At 67.1% G+C, this 17,169-nt stretch carries 20 protein-coding genes; 6 read left to right on the forward strand and 14 right to left on the reverse strand.

What is annotated here, in order from left to right:
- Positions 1 to 28: 28 nt before the first annotated feature.
- From GA0116996_RS04040 to GA0116996_RS04090, 11 genes are all read right to left on the reverse strand, one after another.
- Positions 29 to 688: an LON peptidase substrate-binding domain-containing protein gene (locus GA0116996_RS04040; protein WP_092307532.1), complete on the reverse strand. Its 660-nt coding sequence runs from the start codon at positions 686 to 688 to the stop codon at positions 29 to 31.
- 92 nt (positions 689 to 780) lie between these two features.
- Positions 781 to 1,659 (reverse strand): RNase adapter RapZ, encoded by an 879-nt coding sequence (gene rapZ / locus GA0116996_RS04045; protein ID WP_092307534.1) that lies wholly within the window; start codon positions 1,657 to 1,659, stop codon positions 781 to 783.
- Positions 1,660 to 1,775: 116 nt separating this feature from the next.
- Positions 1,776 to 2,168, reverse strand: coding sequence for a PsiF family protein (locus GA0116996_RS04050; RefSeq protein WP_092307536.1), 393 nt, complete (start codon positions 2,166 to 2,168; stop codon positions 1,776 to 1,778).
- Between the two features lie 171 nt (positions 2,169 to 2,339).
- Positions 2,340 to 3,311, reverse strand: a complete 972-nt coding sequence (gene hprK, locus GA0116996_RS04055; protein WP_012351664.1) for an HPr(Ser) kinase/phosphatase — start codon at positions 3,309 to 3,311, stop codon at positions 2,340 to 2,342.
- Positions 3,312 to 3,393: 82 nt separating this feature from the next.
- Positions 3,394 to 3,849 (reverse strand): PTS sugar transporter subunit IIA, encoded by a 456-nt coding sequence (locus tag GA0116996_RS04060; RefSeq protein ID WP_018008706.1) that lies wholly within the window; start codon positions 3,847 to 3,849, stop codon positions 3,394 to 3,396.
- A 350-nt stretch (positions 3,850 to 4,199) separates the two neighbouring features.
- The gene (gene hpf / locus GA0116996_RS04065) at positions 4,200 to 4,550 is read right to left on the reverse strand and encodes a ribosome hibernation-promoting factor, HPF/YfiA family (protein WP_010814386.1); all 351 of its coding nucleotides are present in this window, start codon (positions 4,548 to 4,550) and stop codon (positions 4,200 to 4,202) included.
- A gap of 48 nt (positions 4,551 to 4,598) precedes the next feature.
- Positions 4,599 to 6,077, reverse strand: a complete 1,479-nt coding sequence (locus GA0116996_RS04070) for an RNA polymerase factor sigma-54 (RefSeq protein WP_092307538.1) — start codon at positions 6,075 to 6,077, stop codon at positions 4,599 to 4,601.
- Between the two features lie 123 nt (positions 6,078 to 6,200).
- Positions 6,201 to 7,001 carry an LPS export ABC transporter ATP-binding protein gene (gene lptB / locus GA0116996_RS04075; protein ID WP_092307540.1) on the reverse strand — a complete coding sequence of 267 codons (801 nt, stop codon included), beginning with the start codon at positions 6,999 to 7,001 and terminating at the stop codon, positions 6,201 to 6,203.
- 8 nt (positions 7,002 to 7,009) lie between these two features.
- Complete coding sequence (gene lptA, locus GA0116996_RS04080; RefSeq protein ID WP_092307542.1) at positions 7,010 to 7,654, reverse strand: lipopolysaccharide transport periplasmic protein LptA; 645 nt, start codon at positions 7,652 to 7,654, stop codon at positions 7,010 to 7,012.
- A gap of 119 nt (positions 7,655 to 7,773) precedes the next feature.
- Positions 7,774 to 8,403 carry an LPS export ABC transporter periplasmic protein LptC gene (gene lptC / locus GA0116996_RS04085; protein ID WP_062796657.1) on the reverse strand — a complete coding sequence of 210 codons (630 nt, stop codon included), beginning with the start codon at positions 8,401 to 8,403 and terminating at the stop codon, positions 7,774 to 7,776.
- Between the two features lie 46 nt (positions 8,404 to 8,449).
- A complete protein-coding gene (locus tag GA0116996_RS04090; protein ID WP_092308376.1) occupies positions 8,450 to 9,433 on the reverse strand; it encodes a KpsF/GutQ family sugar-phosphate isomerase in 984 nt (327 codons plus the stop codon).
- Between GA0116996_RS04090 and GA0116996_RS28210 the strand changes: the two genes are divergently transcribed.
- Positions 9,320 to 9,577 (forward strand): hypothetical protein, encoded by a 258-nt coding sequence (locus GA0116996_RS28210; RefSeq protein ID WP_165835130.1) that lies wholly within the window; start codon positions 9,320 to 9,322, stop codon positions 9,575 to 9,577. The two genes, GA0116996_RS04090 and GA0116996_RS28210, sit on opposite strands and share 114 nt — an antisense overlap.
- Positions 9,577 to 11,556 carry a monovalent cation:proton antiporter family protein gene (locus GA0116996_RS04095; RefSeq protein WP_092307544.1) on the forward strand — a complete coding sequence of 660 codons (1,980 nt, stop codon included), beginning with the start codon at positions 9,577 to 9,579 and terminating at the stop codon, positions 11,554 to 11,556. Before GA0116996_RS28210 ends, GA0116996_RS04095 begins: the two co-directional genes overlap by 1 nt.
- A gap of 27 nt (positions 11,557 to 11,583) precedes the next feature.
- On the opposite strand, the gene GA0116996_RS04100 is transcribed toward GA0116996_RS04095, so the two are convergent.
- Both GA0116996_RS04100 and GA0116996_RS04105 read right to left on the reverse strand, forming a co-directional pair.
- Complete coding sequence (locus GA0116996_RS04100) at positions 11,584 to 11,958, reverse strand: ribbon-helix-helix domain-containing protein (RefSeq protein ID WP_062802030.1); 375 nt, start codon at positions 11,956 to 11,958, stop codon at positions 11,584 to 11,586.
- A gap of 98 nt (positions 11,959 to 12,056) precedes the next feature.
- On the reverse strand, positions 12,057 to 12,635 hold the full coding sequence (locus GA0116996_RS04105; protein ID WP_092307546.1) for a DJ-1/PfpI family protein: 579 nt from the start codon (positions 12,633 to 12,635) through the stop codon (positions 12,057 to 12,059).
- 208 nt (positions 12,636 to 12,843) lie between these two features.
- Here GA0116996_RS04105 and GA0116996_RS04110 point away from each other — a divergent pair, with 208 nt between their 5' ends.
- From GA0116996_RS04110 to GA0116996_RS04120, 3 genes are all read left to right on the forward strand, one after another.
- Entirely contained in the window at positions 12,844 to 13,416 is a 573-nt protein-coding gene (locus tag GA0116996_RS04110) for an adenine phosphoribosyltransferase (protein ID WP_092307548.1), read from the forward strand.
- A 40-nt stretch (positions 13,417 to 13,456) separates the two neighbouring features.
- Positions 13,457 to 14,068: a LysE family translocator gene (locus tag GA0116996_RS04115; protein WP_092307550.1), complete on the forward strand. Its 612-nt coding sequence runs from the start codon at positions 13,457 to 13,459 to the stop codon at positions 14,066 to 14,068.
- Positions 14,069 to 14,279: 211 nt separating this feature from the next.
- Positions 14,280 to 15,959 carry a Na/Pi cotransporter family protein gene (locus GA0116996_RS04120; protein ID WP_092307552.1) on the forward strand — a complete coding sequence of 560 codons (1,680 nt, stop codon included), beginning with the start codon at positions 14,280 to 14,282 and terminating at the stop codon, positions 15,957 to 15,959.
- 9 nt (positions 15,960 to 15,968) lie between these two features.
- Here GA0116996_RS04120 and GA0116996_RS04125 read toward each other — a convergent pair whose 3' ends face one another.
- Positions 15,969 to 16,454 carry an adenosine-specific kinase gene (locus GA0116996_RS04125; protein WP_092307554.1) on the reverse strand — a complete coding sequence of 162 codons (486 nt, stop codon included), beginning with the start codon at positions 16,452 to 16,454 and terminating at the stop codon, positions 15,969 to 15,971.
- 117 nt (positions 16,455 to 16,571) lie between these two features.
- Between GA0116996_RS04125 and GA0116996_RS04130 the strand changes: the two genes are divergently transcribed.
- Entirely contained in the window at positions 16,572 to 17,165 is a 594-nt protein-coding gene (locus tag GA0116996_RS04130) for a histidine phosphatase family protein (protein WP_092307556.1), read from the forward strand.
- The last annotated feature ends 4 nt before the right edge of the window (positions 17,166 to 17,169 follow it).

Below are 17,169 nucleotides of genomic sequence, written 5' to 3' on the forward strand. Positions count from 1 at the left end.
GGGGGCAGGGCGGGGAGGAAAGGCCGCCCTACAGCATGTGGTTCTGCCGCATGTAGCGGTGCACGATCTCGATGCGCATGCCCGCGTCGGGCAAGGCCATCAGCATCTGCTTGGCCTTCAGCGGCACCGGGAGCAGTTCGCACAGCCGGTTGGCGACCCAGCTCGGGTCGTCCCACAGGTAGGGCTCGTCGAACGGCATGCGGTCGGGCTGCTCGGCGTGCAGCCGCGTGACGATGCGGCGCAGCGCGTCCAGGCATTCGCCCAGCAGTTCCAGCTTGCAGTCGATGATGTCGGGGGGAAGCACCTCGGCGCGCGCCACCAGCAGGCCGTCGTCGCGGGTTTCGTGGCTGATGATATGGAAGCGCTCGCGGCCGCGCGTGCGGATCAGCAGCACGCCCAGCTGCTCCATGTTGCAGTCGACGATTTCGGCGAGGCAGCCGACCAGTTCGGGCACGGTGGGCTGGTTGGGCCGGGCCACTTCCTCGCCGCTGGCGATCAGGCAGACGCCGAACGGCGCGCTGTCGCGCAGGCAGTTGCGCACCATGTCGACATAGCGCGCCTCGAACACGCGCAACGGCAGCCGTCCACCGGGAAACAGCACCGTGTGCAGGGGGAACAGCGGCAGGTTTTCGAGCGTCCGTGGCGGGTCTTCGGACCCTGTGGGACGGTAGAGGTCGGTCGAGGACATGCGGTGCAGGCTTGGGGTCGCGCAGCATTGGGCCGCCAGGCCGACGCCGCGCTCAGATGCCCCGTGCAGCCCGGGGTGCCATGCCGCGTGCGTCAGCCCGCCGGTGCGAGCTCTCGGTGTCTGACCAGCACATTACCATGTGCCCGGAAATAGTTGGCGAGCCTTTCGGCAATATAGACCGAGCGATGCTGGCCGCCGGTGCAGCCGATCGCCACGGTCAGGTAGCTGCGGTTGTCGGCAATGAAGCTTGGCAGCCACTTTTCCACGTAGGCGCGGATATCCTCGGCCATCGCCAGCACCATCGGCTGTGCCTGCAGGAAGTCGATCACCGGCATGTCGCGGCCGGTCAGCGGCCGCAGCGCCAGGTCGTAGTACGGGTTGGGCAGCGAGCGCACGTCGAACACCATGTCGGCATCGCTGGGCACGCCGTGCTTGAAGCCGAACGACTCGAACAGCAGTGTCAGGCGCTGGCTATCGTCGCGGATCAGCTCCTTGATCCAGCTGCGCAGCGTATTGGTGCGCACATTGCTGGTGTCGATCCGGTGCGCAGCCTCGGCCAGCGGGCTCAGCAGCGCGCGCTCCATCTCGATCGCTTCCATCAGCGCCGTGTCGTTGAAGGCGCCGCCACCGCCGGCTGCGCTGTCGGTGCGGGCCGACAGCGGATGGCGGCGCCGCGTCTCGGAGTAGCGCTGCACCAGGGCATCGGTGCTGGCGGTCAGGAAAATGACCTCGACCTGGTGCTCGGCGGCCAGCGCGCGCACGGTGTCGGGCAACTGGTCGAGCGACTCGCGGCTGCGGATGTCGGTAGCCACGCCCAGGTGCGTGTAGCCCTGAGCGTCGAGGTAGCGGGTCAGTTCAGGGATGAACTGCGCCGGCAGGTTGTCCACGCAGTAATAGCCTGCATCTTCGAGGACGTTCAGTGCGACGGACTTGCCGGAACCGGATATGCCGGTGATGAGGATGATGCGCATAGCAACTGAAGCATAGCATCAGGTGCCGGCTGCGTCATGACAGCAGTTTGACACCAGCAAAAATGGCGAACCTCCCGGTTCGCCATCCTTGTTCGCCATTTCGCCAGTGGCGGCGCTCAGGCTTCCTTCGACAGGCATTCCTTCATGTAGGCCTTGTATTCGTCGCCCTTCTTGCCTTTGCCCGACTTGCTGCAGGCCGCCATTTTCTCCTGCTGGGTCTTGGGCGCGCCGGACTTCGACAGGCATTCCTTCATGAACGCCTTGCGTTCGTCGCCCTTCTTGCCGGAGGCCTGCGCGTTGCAGGCCTTCATCTTGTCCTGCTGGGTGTTGGCCGCGGGCTTGTCCGGATTGGCCGGGGTAGCAGGCGTGGCCGGCACGGCAGGCGTTGCCGGGGCCGCGGCCGACGGCTTGGCCGGCGTAGCAGGGGTGGCCGGCGTGGCGGTCTGCGCAAAGGCGCTGGCTGCGAACAGCGGGGTCACCAGCGCGCACACTGCAATCAGGGTCTTCATGCTTGCTCTCCTCGGGTGGACAACCTTATCGCCGCGTGTGCCGGGGTCGGCGTTGCAGCTTCCGTAACGGGCGTGATGCCCATTACAGCACAAAACGGAGCATGCCTGAGAAACGTTGACTAGCGCTTGCCACGCCGTTGTAAGCAATTGAAAACCGCGGCGGACGTGGGCTTACAGCAGCCGGCCCTGCCCGCGCGAGACGGCATCGGCCTGCATCGCTGCGCGCTGGCGGTCCATGAAGTCGCGCAGCGTGTCGATGCCGCGCAGGCGCAGGATGGTGTTGCGCACGGCGGCTTCGACCAGCACGGCAAGGTTGCGGCCGGCCGCCACCTGGATCTTGACCATGTGGATGGGAAGACCGAGCACATCCAGATACTGCGAATCCAGCGGCAGCCGCTCGAACTCGCCGTCGTTGCGCCGCACCAGCTGCACCACCAGCTTGATCTTCATCTTCCGCCGCACCGCGGTCTCGCCGAAGATGGTCTTGATATCGAGCAGCCCCAGGCCGCGCACTTCCAGCAGGTTCTGCAGCAGCGGCGGGCAGCGGCCCTCGATGAAATCCGGCCCCAGCCGCACGAAGTCGACCGCATCGTCCGCCACCAGCCCGTGGCCGCGCGAGATCAGTTCCAGGCCCAGTTCGCTCTTGCCCAGGCCCGATTCGCCCATGATCAGCACACCCATGCCCAGGATGTCGAGGAACACGCCGTGCATGGTTACGCGCGGGGCGGAGATGCGCGACAGGTACAGGCGCAGGTGGTCGATCACCGCGGCGGACGACACCGGCGTGGTGAACAGCGGCGTCGACGAGCGTGTGCAGCGCAGTTCCAGGTCCGGCGGCGGCTCCATGCCGTCGGCGATCACCAGGAACGGCGGCTCCAGCAGGATCAGCTCGCCCATCTGGCGCTTGCGGGTCTCGTCGTCGAGGCGCTGGTAGTACGTGATTTCGGGCTTGCCGAGGACCTGGATCCGGTTCGGGTGGATCAGGTTAAGGTGGCCCACCAAGTCTGCGGCGGAAGTCGCTTCGCGGGCAAATTCCACGTCAAAGGCGCGGTCCGCGCCCTCCAGGCCAGCGACCCACGAGAGTTTGAGGTCGGCTGCGTTGTCGTCGAAGATTGACTGGGAGGTGACACCGGTGAGTTCCATGCGGTATGGCTGGTAAGGCGGTGTTCGAAGCGCGTGGCGCTTCCCCGGTCTGGTGCCGGCCCGCTCCGGGGGAATCAGTGGATCAGGGATGCCATGCGATCAGCAGTTCGTGCACGGCATCGGGCGTGGGGAGGGTCGCCAGGCCCTCGCGCATGTCGCGATCCGACAGCAGTTGCGCGATCTCGGACAAGATTTCCAGGTGCTGCTGCGTGGCCTGTTCGGGCACCAGCAAAAAGATCAGCAGCGAAACCGGCTTGCCGTCCGGCGATTCGAACGGAATCGGCTCGGCCAGTCGCATGAACGCGGCCAGGGGCTGCTTCAGGCCCTTGATGCGCCCATGCGGGATCGCCACGCCGGCGCCCAGTCCGGTCGAGCCCAGCGACTCGCGCGCGAACAGGTTGTCGGTGACGATGGCGCGCGCCACGCCATGGTTGTTCTCGAAGAGGAGCCCGGCCTGCTCGAACACACGTTTCTTGCTGGTGACGCTGACGTCGAGGGTGATGTTGCCGGGTGGCAGCAATTTGGCCAAACGATTCATGGGCGATGCGCAGGATTTCAGTTAGCGGGCGGATCGTTCCGCCGGGCAGCGTCTGGCTCCCTGACCGCTGCCGGCGCGGGGGAAGACGTCCGGCCCATTATAGAGCAGCGACTACCCTTGCATTGTGCGGTGCAGCGCGGGCAGGCGCGGCCACGATTTCTCTCTCTTTGTATGGCGCAGCATACACCTTGGCGCTGCGCTTGCGAACCTTTCGGGCTTCCATGCGTGGCAAGGTTTGCTCCGCTGCCACAGCCGGCACAGCGCCAGGGCGCAAAAAAGCCGCGCTTCGCGGCGCGGCTTGCCTGTGGAATCCTGGTTCAGCAGCCCTCTGCGGGCTGCCGGGCACGGGTTTATTGCTGCATTTGCGCTGCGGCCATCTGATACTTGACCGCTTCGCGGTCGTGGCCTTGCACGCGATCCTTGTAGCGAATCACCTGACGGTCCAGCTTGTCGACGAGTGCGTCGATCGCCGCATACAGGTCTTCGTGATGCGCCTCGACAAAGATGTCCTTGCCCTTTAGATGCAGATTGATTTCCGCGTACTGACGCCGGTCCTTTTCCTTGTGATTGTCGACAGAGAGCAGCACGCTAACGCCAATGACTTGATCGAAATGCCTGACGATTCGCTCCAGCTTCGTTTCCACGTACTCACGCAGAGGGGGCGTGATGTCCAGGTGGTGTCCACTGATCTTGAAGTTCATAGCGCTTCTCCTTCTGAAAGAGCCTCACCAGGCAGGCGGTGGGCTCGGCTACAAAGACTTGCGGAGATTGACTGCGGGGATTTTCAAGGCTTCACGATACTTGGCGACCGTGCGGCGTGCGACAACGAAGCCCTGTTCGCCCAGCAGTTCGGCGATGCGACTGTCGGAAAGGGGATTCCTCGGGTCTTCGGCTCCTATCAGTTGCTTGATCAAGGCGCGGATGGCCGTTGATGAAGCCGCGCCACCGGTTTCGGTGGACACGTGGCTGCCGAAGAAGTACTTCAGTTCGAAAGTACCCATCGGCGTAGCCATATATTTATTGGTCGTCACCCGGGAGATGGTTGACTCGTGTAAACCCAGTGTATCGGCAATCTCCCGCAAAACCAAGGGGCGCATGGCGATTTCACCGTGGGTGAAAAAGTTCTTTTGACGCTCGACAATGGCTTGCGAGACACGCAGGATCGTGTCGAACCTTTGCTGGATATTCTTGATCAGCCAGCGTGCTTCCTGCAGCTTCTGCTGCAGCCCGGCGGTACCGGTCTCGCCTTTGGCGCCACGCAGGATCTGTGCATACATATCGTTGATGCGCAGCCTCGGCATCACATCCGGATTGAGTTGCGCGATCCAGCCGCCGCCGCTCTTGCGCACGAACACGTCGGGCACGACGAAATCGGCCTCCGGACGGCTGTACGCATGGCCCGGGTAGGGCGCCAGCGAGCGGATCAGGTCATGCGCGGCCTTGAGTGCGACTTCATCGACCTGCAGGGCCTTCTTCAGCCGGGTGTAGTCCCGTACCGCAAGCAGTTCCAGGTGATGGGTGACGATGGTCAGCGCGAGTTCGCGCTGCGGGTGCGTCAGGCGGCGCAATTGCAGCGCCAGGCATTCGGCCGCGTTGCGCGCGCCCACGCCGGGCGGATCGAAGCTCTGCAGCAGCGTCAGGATGGCGTGGACTTCGTCGGGGTCGAACTCGAGTTCTTCGGGCAGCTCCGCGCAGATCTCTTCGAGCGAGGCGCTAAGGTAGCCATCGTCATCGAGCGATTCGATCAGGAAGATGGCGAGTCCCTTGTCGCGCGCCGAGATCTTCAGCGGTGTCAGCTGCTCCATCAGGTATTCGCGCAGCGTGGGCTCGGCATCGCGCAGCTGCATCGGCGTCTTTTCGTCCTCGTCGCCTTGCGGGCGGCGGGCGAAGTCATCCAGGCTCCAGTCGCCGTTGCCGTAGTCGTCGCCGCTGCTGTTGTCGCCGTAGCTGTCATCGGCGCCGCCTTCGGCGCGCGCGTCGCCATTGCCCTGGGGCTCGGCGGGGGCGGGCGCGGGCGCGCTCTGGACGTTGACCGAGCCATCGGCCGCCACGCGCAGCGGGCTTTCGATCCAGTCATTCTCCCGCTCGAGCAGCGGGTTTTCCGTCAGCGCCTGTTCGACTTCCTGCTGCAGTTCCAGCGTGGAAAGCTGCAGCAGCCGGATCGACTGTTGCAGCTGCGGGGTCAGTGCCAGGTGCTGGGAGAGGCGGAGCTGTAGCGACGGTTTCATGCGACCTATTTTATGCGCATCTCTCCGATGTTGGAACGGAAATTGCTATCGCTGATGCGCCGTGATCGCCGCTGGCTCTCCCCGCCATGCGGCCATGGCGGCCCGTGCGGGGCCGCCGACTTGTCACATGCGGAAGTTCTCGCCCAGATAGACGCGCCGCACGGCGTCGTTGGCGATGATGTCTTCGGGCTGGCCCGCGGCCAGCACCGTGCCTTCGCTGATGATGTAGGCGTGATCGCAGATGCCGAGCGTCTCGCGCACGTTGTGGTCGGTGATCAGCACGCCGATATTGCGCGCCTTGAGGAAGCTGACGATGCGCTGGATCTCGCCCACGGCGATCGGGTCCACGCCGGCAAAGGGCTCGTCCAGCAGGATGAAGCGCGGCGATGACGCCAGTGCGCGCGCGATTTCCACGCGGCGGCGCTCGCCGCCGGACAGCGACAGCGCCGGATTGTTGCGCAGGTGCGCGATCTGCAGGTCGTCGAGCAGGGCATCCAGGCGGCGCTCGATCTCGGCCTTGGCCAGCGGCTTGCCCTTGTCCTGCTGCAGCTCCAGCACCGCGCGGATGTTCTCCTCGACGTTGAGCTTGCGGAACACCGAGGCTTCCTGCGGCAGGTATGACAAGCCCATGCGCGCGCGCTCGTGGATCGGCAGGCCGCTGATGTGGTCGCCGTCGAGCACGATGTCGCCTTCGTCCAGCGCCACCAGGCCGACGATCATGTAGAACGACGTGGTCTTGCCCGCGCCGTTGGGGCCGAGCAGCCCGACCACCTCGCCGCTCTTCACGTCGAGCGAGACGTCCTTGACCACCGTGCGCGAGCCATAGCGCTTCTTCAGGTGGCGCACGACCAGCGTGCTGCCGCCGGGCAGGACGGAGTTGGCTTCGACGACAGGCTTGTCGGCAATGGTGGCGGTATCGGTCATAAGTACGGTCAGGGTTTGTTGGCGGGCGCGGGCGCCGACTTCAGGTCCAGCGGCGAGCCGCCTGCGGTGCCGGACTTCTGGTCCTGGCGCGGCGACAGCACCGCGCGCACGCGGCCTGACGGGTTGGCCGCCGCGGCATCGCCGCTGCCGCCGCCCGCCGCGGTATAGAGTTCCTTGCGGCTGTCATAGGTCAGCACCGCGCCGCGGATCTCGTCGACCAGCTTGGCGCCCTGCAGCCGTGCCATGCGGGCATTGCCGATCAGCTTGGAGAATTCCTGCTTGCCGTCGTATTCGATGCGGTCGCCCCAGCCGTCGATGTATTCATCGACGCCCTCGCGCTTCTGGCGGATATAGGCCTGCTTGCCCGGCTTCGAGGTGGCCACGGCGAACTGGTAGCCCTCGGGGTCGGTGCGCAGCTCGGCGGCGTCGGACTTCAGGATCATGGTGCCCTTGGTCAGCACCACGTTGCCGGTCAGCGTATAGATCTGCTTGACATCGTCATAGCTGGCGTTGTCCGCCTCGAGCACCATCGGCTTGTCGCGGTCCGCGCGCTCGGCTAGGGCAGGCTGGGCCAGCAGGCCCAAGGCCAGGGCCAGCGCGAGCAGGGCCGGGGCGGTGCGTCGACGGGACGATGTCGTCAGGGAAGCGGTCATGTTGGCAGGGTTGCTTAAGGGCGTCGGGATGCGTGATGGTGCGGTTTGCGCGGACTTCGGCGCGTGCTGCAGCGCGGTGCCGGCCGGCACCGCGCGCGCGGCTGCGCCGGACCGGGATTTCAGGACCCTGGCGCGCGGCCCGGGGACGGCCCGGTGATGATGGTGCCGCGTACATTGCCGAGCAATTGTACTTCGCGCGTGACGTTGTTGAAGATGAGTCCGTTGGCGGTCATGACCGAAGGGCCGCGCGTCAGCTTGACCGGCTTGTCGGTCTTGACGATGTCGTCATTGACCAGCAGCTGGAAATAGCTCGACGCCGCGGTCAGCTGCGGATCCTTGGACGGATCCTTGCCCTGCTGGCGCAGCACGTAGCCATTGCCGTACAGGTCGATCACCGTGCCTTCGGCGTTCATGCGGCCGATGTCGGCGCGCGCGGTCACCGGCGGGCGGTCCGGCTCGTAGGCGCGCATCGCGGGGCGCGTGACCTCGTAGGTCTGGTCGTCCTCGAAATGGACCATGCGCTCGCCGGTGAAGCGGATCTTGGTACTGCCGTCGGGCGCAAGCTCGGTGGCCGAGAAACGGTCCATGAAGTAGTCCGGCTCGTGCTTCTTGGTGGTCTGCGCGGCCTGGTCTTCCTTGGGGGAGTTGATCTGGACCAGCCAGAACGTGCTGCCCGCCACGATGGCCATCAGCAGCAGCGGCAGCAGCCGCATGACGATGCCGCTGAGGGAGGCGAGGAGTGCCTGCATGGTGTCCTTGGCGTTGTGCTGCTGGTGCCGTCGGTGGTGCGCCGGCTCAGATGACCTTGGCGCGGGTCAGGTCGTGGATATGCAGCGCGCCGGTCAGGCGCCCTTCGTCGTCCACCACCAGCAGCTGGTTGATGCGGTTGGCTTCCATCACTTGCACGGCTTCCACCGCCAGCTGGTCCTGGTTGACCACGTGGGGGTTGCGGTGCATGACCTCGCCGATCGGCACGGTCTTCCAGTCGCGCGGGGTTTCCAGCAGGCGGCGCAGGTCACCGTCGGTGAACACGCCGATGGCGCGCCCGTCGGTATCCACCACCGCGGTCATGGCCATGCCCTTGCGCGTGATTTCCATCAGCGCCTGGGCCAGCGGCGTGCTTTCGCGCACCTCGGGCACGGCGTTGCCGGTACGCATCACGTCGCGCACGTGGGTCAGCAGCTTGCGGCCGAGCGCGCCGCCGGGGTGCGAGCGGGCGAAGTCCTCCTCGCCGAAGCCGCGCGCATCGAGCACCGCCACCGCGAGCGCGTCGCCCAGCGCCAGCGCGGCGGTGGTGCTGGCGGTCGGGGCCAGGTTCAGCGGGCAGGCTTCCTTCTCGACCGCCGCGTCCAGGTGGACGTCGGCCAGCTTGGCGAGGTTGGATTCCGGATTGCCGGTGACCGAGATCAGGCGCGCGCCGATGCGCTTGACGATCGGGATGATCGACAGCAGCTCGCCGGTCTCGCCGGAATTGGAGAAGGCGATCAGCACGTCGTCGCGCGTGACCATGCCGAGGTCGCCATGGCTGGCTTCGGCGGGGTGCACGAAGAACGCGGGGGTGCCGGTCGAGGCGAGCGTGGCCGCGACCTTGCGGCCGATATGGCCGGACTTGCCGATGCCCGAAACAACCACGCGCCCGGTGCATTGCAGGATCAGCTGCACGGCATGGGCAAAGTCGCCGTTCAGGCGGCCGGAAAGTGCGGAAACCGCATCGGCTTCGGTCTGGAGCGTGTCGCGGGCGAGCCTGAGTGCTCGATCCGCATCGAAATTAGCTATCATGGCGACGAAGTATACCAACGAATGCGACCGCACCTGGGCCGACCCAACGCGCGCGTCGCGCTCGCCCGTGCTCGCCGTATTTCCGCCGGCAGGGTGCCCGTGCCGGGTCGGCCGCGCGCCTCGCCGGTCACCCTGACCGCCTGATGCATTCTCCGCTGGAACTGACCCTGGTGCTGCTGGCCGCCGCCGTGTTCGGCGTGGTCGCGTTCCGCATGCTGCAGCTGCCGCCGATGCTGGGCTACCTGGCCGTCGGCATCCTGATCGGACCGCATGCGCTGGGGCTGGCCAGCGACACCGCGCAGACCAAGTACCTGGCCGAGTTCGGCGTGGTCTTCCTGATGTTCTCGATCGGGCTGGAATTCAGCCTGGCCAGGCTGCGCGCGATGAAGCGGCTGGTGTTCGGCATGGGCGGCTCGCAGGTGGTGCTGTCGATGCTGGCGGTGGTGCCGGCCAGCTGGGCCTTCAACTGGCTGTTCCCGTTGTCGTGGCAGGCCTCGGTGGCGCTGGGCGGGGCCCTGGCCATGTCTTCGACCGCCATCGTGTCCAAGATGCTGTCCGAGCGCATGGAACTGGAAAGCGAGCACGGGCGCAACATCATCAGCATCCTGCTGTTCCAGGACCTGGCGGTGGTGCCGCTGCTGATCGTGATTCCGGCACTGTCGCACGATCCGGGCGACCTGGTCATGGCGCTAGGCCTGGCCACGCTCAAGATCGTGGTGGCGCTGGGCGCGATCTTCTTCCTGGGCCAGCGCCTGATGAGCCGCTGGTTCCATGTGGTGGCGGCGCGCCGCTCGCAGGAACTGTTCATGCTGAACCTGCTGCTGGTCACGCTGGGCATGGCGGCGCTGACCGAGCGGCTGGGCCTGTCGATGGCGCTGGGCGCCTTCATGGCGGGCATGCTGATCTCCGAGACGCCCTACCGCCACCAGGTGGAGGAAGACATCAAGCCGTTCCGCGACGTGCTGCTGGGGCTGTTCTTCGTCACCATCGGCATGCTGCTCAATATCCGCGTGGTGCTCGACCATATCTGGCTGGTGCTGGCGCTGCTGGTGGTGCCGGTGCTGTTCAAGCTGGTGCTGATCGCGGCGCTGGCGCGCGCGTTCGGCTCGCGCCAGGGCGTGGCCATCCGTACCGGGCTGGGGCTGGCGCAGGCGGGCGAGTTCGGCTTCGTGCTGCTGAACCAGATCGACGGCCTGAACCTGGTCGACCCGGTGCTGATCCAGGTAATCCTCGCGTCGATGCTGCTGTCGATGCTGGCGGCACCGTTTCTGATCCAGTACAGCGACGCCATCGTGCTGCGCTTTTCCGCCAACGAATGGCTGATGCAGTCGCTGAACATGACCCGCATCGCCGCGCAGAGCCTGCAGACCGAGAAGCACGCCATCATCTGCGGCTTCGGCCGCAGCGGGCAGAACCTGGCGCACATGCTGGAGCGCGAGGGCATCAACTATGTGGCGCTCGACCTGGACCCCGACCGCGTGCGCGAGGCCGCCGCCGCCGGCGACACCGTGGTCTACGGCGACGCGGGCCGGCGCGAGGCGCTGATCGCCGCGGGCCTGCACCGCGCCGCCGCGGTGATCGTGACCTACGCCAACACGCCGTCGGCGCTGAAGGTGCTGCACCATGTGCAGGAGCTGGCGCCGGCGCTGCCGGTGATCGTGCGCACGGTCGACGATTCCGAACTCGACACGCTGCAGAAGGCCGGCGCCACCGAGGTGGTGCCCGAGATCATCGAAGGCAGCCTGATGCTGGCCTCGCACGCACTGGTGCTGCTGGGCGTGCCGATGCGGCGGGTGGTGCGCGGCGTGCAGCAGGCGCGCGACGCGCGCTACAGCCTGCTGCGCGGCTACTTCCACGGGCGCGACGACGAAGAGGACATGGTCGAGCGCGACTCGGTGCGGCTGCATTCGGTGTCGCTGGGCCCGCAATCCACCGCGGTGGGCAGGCGCCTGGGCGCGCTGGGGCTGGACCGCATCGGGGTCGAGGTGACCGCGGTGCGCCGGCGCGGCATCCGTGCCTTCGATCCACAGCCCGAGACCGTGCTGGAGCCCGGCGATATCGTTGTGCTGCGCGGCCCGCCCGAGGCGCTGGAGGCCGCGGAGACGCGCATCCTGAACGGCTGAGCGCCGGAACTGGCGCCGCAGCAAGCCTCAGTGTGGGCGCGGCTCGACCCAGGATTCCGGCAGGTTGTCGAGCACCGCGCGCGGGTCCAGCGAGCGGATCGGGACGTCGCGATCGGCCGGGATGCGCCCCTCGCCCTGCAGCATCAGGTAGCGCAGGCAGCACACCCGCAGGAACGATGAGAAATTGCCCGCCACTGCCTCGCTGCCGCGGTGTTCGGTCAGTTCGTCGTGCAGGCGCGTGATCAGCTGGTTGACGGTCATGCCGTCGCGCTGCGCCAGTTCTTCCAGCACTTCCCAGAACAGGCTTTCCAGGCGGATGCTGGTGGCCGCGCCATGCAGGCGCAGCGAGCGCGACTGGCTCTGGTAAGACGCCGGATTGGCGCGGATAAAGATTTCACACATGAAAGGCTCCCTGGCGAGCGGCGCGGCCGGCAGGCTGTGCATGGCCGGCCGGGCGGCAAGCCATGCATCACGCGTGGGGGCGCCGCGTGCGGAAAGCACTAATGTACGATCCGCGTGCCCAGCACCGCAAGGAACTGCGCCAGCCAGGCCGGATGCGCCGGCCAGGCCGGGGCGGTGACGAGGTTGCCGTCGGTATGGGCCTGGTCGACGGCGATCTCGGCATAGGTGCCGCCGGCCAGCTTCACTTCCGGCGCGCAGGCCGGGTAGGCGGAGCAGGTCTTGCCTTCGAGCACGCCCGCGGCCGCCAGCAGCTGGGCGCCGTGGCACACCGCGGCAATCGGCTTGCCGGCCTGCGCGAAATGCCGCACGATCTCCAGCACGCGCGCGTTCAGGCGCAGGTATTCGGGGGCGCGGCCGCCGGGGATGACCAGCGCGTCGTAGCCGGCCGGGTCGATCTCGGCAAAGGTGGCATTGAGGGTGAAGTTGTGGCCGCGCTTCTCGCTGTAGGTCTGGTCGCCCTCGAAATCGTGGACCGCGGTGGCGCACGCGTCGCCCGCCCGCTTGTCGGGACACACGGCATCGACGGTGTGGCCGACCATCTGCAGCGCCTGGAACGGCACCATGGTTTCGTAGTCTTCGGCGTAGTCGCCCACCAGCATCAGAATCTTTTTTGCCATCGTGGTCTCCTGTATGGTTACGGGTGTCCGGCGGGTGCCGGACGCGGCAAGCCGGCGCGGGCAGCCCGTCCGGCCGGCAGGGCCATTGTGCTGGGCACCCCGGCGGCGCGGGTGGTAATGGGTTACCACGCCGGCTTACCGCGCCGCCCGCATGTCGCCGCCACCGCTTTCTGACCGGCGCGCCGCGCGCCCATCCTCCCGACTTCCTATGGCAGATTCCATCATCCAGTCCCCCGATCTCGGCGACGTCACCGGCTACCTGCGCGACCGCATCCGTACCGTGCCGGACTGGCCCCAGCCCGGCGTGATGTTCCGCGACATCACGCCGCTGCTGCAGGATCCCAAGACCCTGCGCGTGCTGATCGACGTGTTCGTGCACCGCTATATGGACGCGCAACTCGACCTGGTCGCGGGTATCGATGCGCGCGGCTTTATCCTGGGCGCGATCGTCGCGTACGAGCTGAACCTGGGCTTCGTGCCGATCCGCAAGAAGGGCAAGCTGCCGTTCCAGACCGTGGCCGAGGAATACGAACTGGAATACGGCAGCGCCACGGTCGAGATCCACGCCGACGCCTGCAAGGCCGGCGACCGCGTGCTGCTGGTCGACGACCTGATCGCCACCGGCGGCACCATGATGGCCGGGCGCAAGCTGCTGGAGCGCCTGGGCGCGACGGTGGTGGAGGGCGCCGCCATCGTCGACCTGCCCGAGCTGGGCGGATCGAAGCTGCTGCACGGCGCCGGGTTGCCGTTGTTCACCGTGTGCAAGTTCGAGGGGCACTGAGCGATGCGCGCCCGCGTAAAGATCCACGCAAGGAGTCTTCATGCCTGACCTGCTGCTGTTCCTGCTGACCTCCGTCGCCGTGACCGTGGCCCCGGGGCCGGACAACCTGCAGGTGCTGGCGCGCGGCATGGCGCAGGGGCGTCGCGCGGGGCTGGTGGCGGCGCTGGGCTTTTCGGTCGGCTGCCTGTTCCATACCGTGATTGCCGCGGTGGGGCTGGCCGCGGTGCTGCGCTCTTCGCCGCTGGCCTTCCAGCTGATCAAGTACGCCGGCGCCGCCTACCTGATCTGGATCGGCATCCAGGCGGTGCGTGCGAAGGGCGGGCTGGCGCAGGGCGGCGAGGTCGAGGCCGTGCCGCTCGCGCGCGTATTCCGCCAGAGTGTGCTGGGCAACATGCTGAACCCCAAGGTGACGCTGTTCTTCCTGGTGTTCCTGCCGCAGTTCGTGCGCGCCGACGCCGCGCATCCCGGACTGCAGTTCTTGCTGCTGGGCGTGGTCTTCATGCTGCAGACCGCGGTGGTGTTCTCGCTGTTCGGGCTGTGCGCGGGTTGGCTGGGCGCGTGGCTGCGCCGGCGGCCGGCCACCGGGCGCTGGCTGGACCGCGCTGCCGGGGCCATCTTCGTCGGGCTCGGCATCAAGGTCGCGCTGCCCTGATCCGGACCCTGGCAGCGCTGCCGGCGCTGCGCTGCCGCATCGTCGCGGCGGTTGCCGAAGGCGGTGTTGCCATGTTGCCCGCGCCCCGCAGCGCGGGGCCCATGCCGTTGCCGGTGCCGGGGGCCGGGCGCATAATGAGCCCTTGACAACGACACGATGACCGGGCGGAGCCTCCAGTCAGTATTCGGCACCGGTCACACAAAGGCGCACCATGGGCGTTCTCCTTCACCTGTTATCGGGCGTTGCCCTGCTCGTCTGGGGCACCAACATCGTCAAGGTCGGCATCCTGCGCGTCTATGGCGCCAATTTGCGCCACGTGCTGTCGACCAGCGTCTCCAACCGCTTCACCGCCTTCCTGGCCGGCCTGGGCGTTACCGGTCTGGTCCAGAGCAGCAACGCCACCGCGGTCATCGTCAGCTCCTTCGTCGGCCAGGGCCTGATCGCCGTCGCGCCGGCGCTGGCGATCATGCTGGGCGCCAACGTCGGCACCGCGCTGATGGTGCAGGTGTTCTCGCTGGACCTGTCATGGCTGTCGCCCCTGCTGATCTTCGTCGGCGTGATCTGCCACCTGACCTGGAAGGGCAGCAAGCCCGGCCACGTCGGCCGCGTGCTGATCGGCCTGGGCCTGATCACGCTGGCGCTGGAACTGATCTCGATCGCGACGCGGCCGGTGGTGCAGGCCGCCGGCGTCAAGGTGCTGTTCGCCTCGCTGACCGGCGATTCGGGCCTCGACATGCTGGTGGGCGCGTTCCTGACCATCCTGTGCTATTCCAGCCTGGCCGTGGTGCTGTTCTGCGGCGCGCTGGCCTCGGCCGGGGTGGTGTCGATCCACGTGGCGCTGGCGCTGGTGCTGGGGGCCAATCTGGGCTCGGGCGTCTCGGCGCTGCTGACCACCTCGGGCAACAACCAGCCGGGCAAGCGCGTGACGCTGGGCAACCTGCTGTCGCGCCTGCTCGGCTGCCTGATCGCGCTGCCTCTGCTGGGCCAGGCCGAGGAACTGCTGGCGCTGGTCGATCATGAGCCGCAACGGCTGATCGTCAACTTCCACCTGCTGTTCAACGTCGCGCTGGCGGTGCTGCTGCTCGGCGCCACCGCGCCGCTGGCGCGCCTGTGCGAAAAAGTGCTGCCGGGACGCAATACCGGCGACAGCCAGGTCACGCCGCGCCATCTCGATACCGCCGCGCTGTCGACGCCCACGCTGGCGCTGTCCAACGCCGCGCGCGAAGTGCTGCGCATCGGCGACCGCATCGAGCAGATGCTCGACAACATGCTGCGCGTGCTGCGCACCAACGACGCCAAGCTGGCCACCGCCACCTGCCGCATCGACAACGAGGTCGACGACCTCTACACCGCGATCAAGCTTTACCTGACCCGCATCAGCCTGGAAGCGCTGGACGAGCGCGACGGCCAGCGCTGGACCGAGATTATCTCGCTCACCATCAACCTGGAACACGCGGGCGATATCATCGAGCGCATCCTGCTCGATACCAAGGACAAGAAGATTGCCCACAACCTGATGTTCTCCGAGGCCGGCATGCAGGAGATCGCCGAGATGCACGCGCGCCTGGTCGCCAACCTGCGCCTGGGCCTGTCGGTGTTTCTCAACGGCGACCTGAAGAGCGCGCAGGCGCTGATGGCGGAGAAGGCCAACTTCCGCGAACTGGAGCGCAAGTACGCGCGCACCCATTTGCAGCGCGTGGCGGTGCAGACCGCGGAAAGCATCGAGACCAGCTCGCTGCACCTGGACGTGATCAGCGAGCTGAAGCGGCTGAACTCGCTGTTCTGCGCCACTGCCTATCCGGTGCTGGAGCAGGCCGGCGTGCTCAACCGCAGCCGGATGAAGGAAGACGATGTGCCGCCGGTCTCGACCGTAGAGGCAGCGCGGCCCTGAGCGGATCGGCTACAGCTTGTAGCCGAACTTGCGCAACAGCTCTTTTCGTTCCGCCACATCCGCCTCGGTCTCGATCCCCAGCGGCGAAGCGCCGTCGATCACTCCCACCACGCCGCGCCCAGCATCGGTCTGCGCCACGATCACCTGCGTCGGGTTCGCGGTCGCGCAGTAGATCCGGCATACCTCCGGCACCGCGCGCACCGCGCCCAGCACGTTCACCGGGAAGAAGCCGTCGCCCAGGAAGATCAGGAAGCTGTGGCCCGCGCCGATGGCGCGCGCGTTCTCGCAGGCCATGTCGATCAGGTGCTCGTCGGTGCCTGACCAGCGCACCAGCCGCTTGCCCGAGGCCTCGCAGAAGGCCAGCCCGAAGCGGATGCCGGGGACCGTGCCCACCAGCGCCTCGTGCAGGTCTTCCACGGTCTTGATGAAATGCGACTGGCCGAAGATAAAGTTGGTGGCTTCCGGCTTGGTGACCGGTACGACCGTCAGTTCCATGGCGGGGCTCCTGTGCGATGGGTGTCGCCGTCCGCTTCATGGTAGGGCGCGAGATAGCGAAAGCAAGCCGGCGCCTGCTATACCGGATGGGTTGGCCCACCACCGGAGGAGCCGCCCATGCCCGCCTCTTGCAGATGGCTTGCCCTGCTTGCCATCGCCCCGACGCTTGCCGCCGCGCAGGTCGCTCCGGCATCACAGCGCGAGATCGCGGTGACCGAACTGCGGCACCCGAATGTCGTGGTGGTGCTGCGCCATGCCAGCGCGCCGGGCGTGGGCGATCCGCCCGGGTTCCGGCTGGCGGATTGCGCCACCCAGCGCAACCTCGACGCGCGCGGACGCGAGCAGGCGGCGCGGCTGGGAGCGAGCTGGAAGGCGGCCGGCTTCCGGCCGACGCAGGTGTGGAGCAGCGCCTGGTGCCGCTGCCAGGACACCGCGCGGCTGATCGGGCTCGGACCGGTGCAGGTGCAGCCGCTGCTCAATTCATTCTTCGGCGCGGATGCGCAGCGCCGCGACGCGCAGGTCGCGCAGCTGTCGCGGCTGATCGACGGTCTCGACCCGCGCGGCGGGCCTTACCTGATGGTCACGCACCAGGTGGTGATCACCGCGCTGACCGGGCATGGTGCCGACAGCGGAGGGGGTGTGGTGATCGAATTGCCGCTGGGTGGGACGGCGCGGCGCACGCGCGTGTTGCCGGCCGCCGGGCTGGATTGAGCCG

The sequence above is a fragment of the Cupriavidus alkaliphilus genome, from assembly GCF_900094595.1.
GTDB classification, from domain to species: Bacteria; Pseudomonadota; Gammaproteobacteria; order Burkholderiales; family Burkholderiaceae; genus Cupriavidus; species Cupriavidus alkaliphilus.